Annotated in this window: 2 protein-coding genes and 3 pseudogenes; 4 read left to right on the top strand and 1 reads right to left on the bottom strand. The window is 49.2% G+C overall.

From position 1 onward, the window contains the following. Nucleotides 1–101: 101 nt before the first annotated feature. Nucleotides 102–2,995: pseudogene (locus ACMWKA_RS25355) on the top strand (Tn3 family transposase); the annotation flags it as partial. A 36-nt stretch (nt 2,996–3,031) separates the two neighbouring features. On the opposite strand, the pseudogene ACMWKA_RS25350 reads toward ACMWKA_RS25355, so the two are convergent. After that, nucleotides 3,032–3,202, bottom strand: a pseudogene (locus ACMWKA_RS25350) (transposase); the annotation flags it as partial. Between the two features lie 754 nt (nt 3,203–3,956). On the opposite strand from ACMWKA_RS25350, the gene ACMWKA_RS25345 reads away from it, so the two are divergent. The 3 genes and pseudogenes from ACMWKA_RS25345 to ACMWKA_RS25335 all read left to right on the top strand — a co-directional run. Beyond that, nucleotides 3,957–4,337, top strand: coding sequence for a hypothetical protein (locus ACMWKA_RS25345; protein ID WP_001371925.1), 381 nt, complete (start codon nt 3,957–3,959; stop codon nt 4,335–4,337). A gap of 57 nt (nt 4,338–4,394) precedes the next feature. Beyond that, entirely contained in the window at nt 4,395–5,018 is a 624-nt protein-coding gene (locus tag ACMWKA_RS25340) for a hypothetical protein (protein ID WP_000490639.1), read from the top strand. Between the two features lie 45 nt (nt 5,019–5,063). Continuing rightward, nucleotides 5,064–5,172 (top strand): annotated as a pseudogene (locus ACMWKA_RS25335) (IS5/IS1182 family transposase); the annotation flags it as partial.

Here is a 5,172-nt window from a genome sequence, read left to right as displayed (position 1 = left end):
ATCCCCTGGGCGAAATGCGCCTGGTAAGCAGAGTTTTTGAAATGTAAGGCCTTTGAATAAGACAAAAGGCTGCCTCATCGCTAACTTTGCAACAGTGCCCTTTCATCAACCTGCGTAGGGGCAGGCATAACCGGTTGGGAATTGCCCTTCAACTCACAACTGCCCGCTTTCTGGGAACCTTCTTGTCCGATCTCATGCAAATACCGCCCGGTGTCCAGTTTTATGTCGCAAGGCAACTTAACATCCGCTATCCAGAGATCATTTCCCGCTATGCTCAAAGGGAAAACACACGTTGGGAGCACCACGGGCTTATCAGGCAGCACTATAGCTATCATGATTTCGGTGATTTCCCGTGGTCGTTCAGACTGAAGCGATTGCTGTATACCCGTGCATGGCTCAGTAATGAACGCCCCGGACTGATGTTCGATTTTGCCACCGCGTGGTTGCTTCAAAATAAAGTGTTGTTGCCAGCCGCATCCACCCTGACGAGAGTCATTGGTGAAATCCGTGAGCGTGCGACCCGCCGCTTGTGGCGAAAATTGGCCGCGCTGCCAAACCGTTGGCAGACCGCACAACTGGCTGGGTTACTTGAAATCCCCGAAGGACAGCGACTCTCAGTGATGGAGCACCTAAAAAGAGGCCCTGTCACTATCAGCGGCCCCGCGTTCACTGAAGCACTTGAACGTTACACTCGCCTGCGCAGCCTGGAGTTTTCCTGTCTGAATTTCACTGGGCTGCCCGCCATACAGCTCCGCAATCTGGCACGCTATGCCGGAATGGCATCGGTGAAATATATCAGCAGAATGCCAGAAGAACGGCGGCTGGCGATCCTTACCGCATTCGTGAAAGCGCAAGAAATCTCGGCGCTGGACGAGGCCGTTGACGTGCTGGATATGCTGATCCTCAATATTACCCGGGAGGCGAAGAAAACCGGGCAGAAAAAGCGACTTAGGACGCTCAAGGATCTTGACCGCGCGGCGTTGCTGCTGGCGCGGGCATGCGCACTTTTACTTGATGAAGATACCGCCGATGATTTGCTGCGAAAGACCATATTCAGCAGTGTGTCTGTCGCCAGACTGGCAGAGTCCGTGGAAAAAGTGAATGAACTGGCCCGCCCCCAGGATACAAACTTTCAGGATGAAATGGTGGAGCAATACGGACGGGTAAGGCGTTTTTTGCCCGCACTACTGCGCGATCTGCACTTCCGTGCGGCCCCAGACGGTGAACATACCTTGGCTGCCATCCATTACCTGGCAGAGCTAAACGGCTCGAAAAAACGGATCCTGGACGATGCACCTGAACATATCATTTCAGGCCCTTGGAAACGCCTGGTGTACGATGCTGACGGTCGGATACAGCGAGCAGGTTACTCGTTGTGTCTGCTGGAGCGACTTCAGGATGCGCTACGCCGTCGTGACATCTGGTTGGAAAACAGCGATCGTTGGGGTGATCCGCGCCAAAAACTTCTTCAGGGGGAGGAATGGCAGGCGCAGCGGGTTCCAGTCTGCCGGGCATTGGGTCACCCCACTAATGGCAGTAAAGCATCGGAGCAATTGGCCGCTCAGTTAGATGAAACCTGGAAAACGGTGGCATCACGTTTTGATCGCAATACCGCCGTGGACATCTGCAATGAAGGTAAACATCCTTCGCTGACCATCAGCAGCCTGGATAAATTGGATGAACCACCGGCGCTGATACAACTGAGCAGCCGAGTCAGACAATTGCTTCCACCCGTTGACCTGACAGAACTGTTGCTCGAGATTGACGCCAGAACTGGCTTCACCCGTGAATTCAGCCATGTCAGCGAGTCAGGTGCCCGTGCGCAGGATCTGCATATAAGCCTGTGTGCGGTGATGCTGGCTGAGGCCTGCAATATCGGACATGAGCCGCTGATCAAGCACAATATCCCTGCACTGACTCGCCATCGTCTGAGCTGGGTGAAACAGAACTACATCCGAGCAGAAACGCTGGTTAGCGCCAATGCGCGGCTGGTTGATTTTCAGTCCTCGTTAGCGTTGGCAGGATACTGGGGGGCGGGGAGGTAGCCTCCGCTGATGGTATGCGTTTTGTCACGCCAGTGAAAACGGTGAATTCTGGCCCCAACAGAAAATACTTTGGTTCAGGGCGCGGCATCACCTGGTACAACTTTGTCTCTGACCAATATTCGGGTTTTCATGGCATAGTGATTCCTGGAACACTGCGGGATTCCATCTTTGTGCTGGAAGGGCTACTTGAGCAACAAACGGGACTAAACCCGGTTGAAATCATGACGGACACAGCAGGTACCAGTGACATTATCTTTGGCCTGTTCTGGCTACTGGGATACCAATTTTCACCTCGTCTGGCGGATGCGGGTGAGGCTGTGTTCTGGCGGGCCGACAAAGCAGCGAATTACGGGGCGTTGGACAAACTGGCGCGGGGTTGTGTTGACCTTTCTAAAATCGAAAGCCACTGGGATGAGATGATGCGGGTTGCCGGTTCGCTGAAGCTGGGCACTATTCATGCGTCAGAACTCATTCGATCGCTATTGAGAAGTACCCGACCGTCAGGGCTTGCTCAGGCAATAATGGAGGTCGGAAGAGTTAACAAGACACTGTATCTTCTCAACTATATTGATGATGAGGACTATCGTCGCCGGATCCTAACACAGTTGAACCGGGGTGAAGGCCGCCATGCCGTTGCAAGAGCCATCTGCTACGGTCAGCGTGGCGAGATCAGAAAACGTTACCGCGAGGGGCAGGAAGATCAGTTGGGTGCGCTGGGTCTGGTGACAAACGCAGTGGTGCTGTGGAATACGCTTTATATGCAGGAAGCCTTGTCGCACCTGCGCAGCATCGGGGAAGGGCCAGAGGATGAACATATCGCGCGGCTTTCGCCTCTGATGCACGGTCATATCAACATGCTGGGACATTATACGTTCACACTACCGGAGGATATTATGAAGGGGGAATTGAGGCCGTTAAATCTCAATTTAAACAATGAATTATCTCCTTAGCGTGGTTTTTTACATCATTGGCCCTCAAACCCCATGATGATGGTTTCGAAACGTCTTAAGGCCAAAGACTATCGAACGGTTTCCACGGGATTTAACGTCCTGAGCTCTAAGCCAGGGCTGATAACTTTGGCCATAGCCCACTCCTATGCCGTCACCTAGCGCATTTTCATAATCCAAATAGGATTTGAGACGCCTACCCCTACCCATGATCGTACCCAAAAAACGACATTGATACGTACCTATATGTGCATTTTATAGTCTCCAACCCTATAACCACACATTCAGTAAGCATACAACATTAGCGTCGTTTTTTGAGAATGGTTACAACTTTAGTGCTTTGTGTACAACTTTATTGTCTTCGGACAGTAGGACCCTCTAAAACCAATAGAATTTACGTAGAAACGCGTTTAGTAAAGGCTTTACTAATTACTAATGACTAACATATTAGCACTTTCAGATCTGTCAGCAATAACCCCGGGCGGCGAAATAATGAGAAGAGTTCTTCCGGAGAGCCTTTTCTTTCTATCTGATTGATTTTTAACACTTTTAAATGTCAGCTTTATGTAAACCTGTGGGATTTACTCCTAATTAAATCCCATAGTATGAAAATTAGGCATTTGCAAACCTTAATGACGTGACGTTGTCACGTAAATCAATGGAATTTAGTCTCTAGTAAAGAGTTAACTAGTGACTAACTGCCTGATCGGTGTGCTTGAACGGTGCACTTCAGGCCGGATATAAAAATTGATGAGAGATATACAGAAAATGATGGACCGGCTTAATAAGCCAGCCTTTCTTGGGATGATTGATGATGTTGAACACGCTATAAAGCGAAAATGCCCCTTTTTAACCTATAGGTTGGGCACTATGAGTAAGATACAATCAAATCGCCAGTCAGATGGCTAATTTCATTTTGACCAAAGCGGGCTATTTCAAGCGTTATCGCTGAGACGAGGCTTCAATGACAAGTACACTTGACCCATCACACAAGCAAATTGAAATGTGGCGCAGAGCTACCGGTTCCGAAGGTGGACTCAACGAATACCGCAACTGGGTTCTGGAAAATAGTATGAGATTTACAGCATACGGTATCCATACCGTTATCGTCGAAGGTGAGGCGAAGCATATAACAGCGCTTGATGATGTTACCCTCTGTAACGAGTGGGCGAAGCTTAAAAGAGAAAACAATAGGCTTTACGCAGCAAATGAAAAAATTTGCTCTGGCTGGCGTGGTTTTGTGTTGCGTTTGTTAGGAATAACACTGTCATGCAGAAAACCGGTCATCTTACTGGGGGCAGACGCGAAGAATCAAAATGATGCCGTGAAAGGGGCTGATTTGTAATTTTCAGGCGAGCCCACCGTTCTTAGAAAGCTGTTCTATGGGTATGTAAGGAAGATAATGTTCTCTGAACGCTCAGTACACTTAATCACTTCCTGTACAAAGGGCAAGAATCATCAGGGCCACGTCTGGCCGACATTGGACATAGATCCAAAACAAACCCCGGACGACGCAGCATATGCCTGGAGTAACATTGTAGACGACGCCAGAAGTAATCAGGCGGTACCGGCATTGTCCTTGTATTCAGGTAATCACTGGTCTACGGCAAAGGAAATTTTAAACTCAACCAGAAATCTGGAGTTGTGGATAATCTCTGCCGGGATGGGGTTTTTAAATAGTCGAGATCGGGTGCCCTCTTACGAGGCGACATTTCATCAAGTACCATTCAGGCATGATCTCTGGTGGAAAGCCATCACAAAATCACTAGGAAAGCATAACCGTTGCGCAACTATAAGCCAGTTAATGCAGTCCAGTCCGAATGATGAATATTTGATTGCGGCTTCGCCTGTTTATATTGCTGCTGTCCAGAATGACATCCTGAAGGGCATTGAGAGTTTGACTCATCCTCTTACGCAACTAACGATCGTGACATCAGGGGCATATGCTGGCCCACTTGAAGAATACTTAATTAAGAGTTCTTCTAGGATGATGAAAGAGCTAGGGAAGGTGCGAACAAGTTCCTGATATGAGATCATCATATTCATCCGGAGCGCATCCCAGAGGGACATCATGAGCCATCAACTCACCTTCGCCGATAGTGAATTCAGCACTAAGCGCCGTCAGACCCGAAAAGAGATTTTCCTCTCCCGCATGGAGCAGATTCTGCCATGGCAGAATA

Source organism: Enterobacter sp. 03-F-07-AD-ECC (assembly GCF_047530935.1).
Taxonomy (GTDB): domain Bacteria; phylum Pseudomonadota; class Gammaproteobacteria; order Enterobacterales; family Enterobacteriaceae; genus Enterobacter; species Enterobacter cloacae.
Note: the sequence above shows the minus strand (reverse complement) of the source record. Positions and strands in the feature narration are given on the sequence as shown.

Coding starts and splice junctions, on each gene's coding strand:
- ACMWKA_RS25345 (WP_001371925.1), top strand. CDS start 3,957: ATGACAAGTACACTTGACCCATCACACAAGCAAATTGAAATGTGGCGC.
- ACMWKA_RS25340 (WP_000490639.1), top strand. CDS start 4,395: ATGTTCTCTGAACGCTCAGTACACTTAATCACTTCCTGTACAAAGGGC.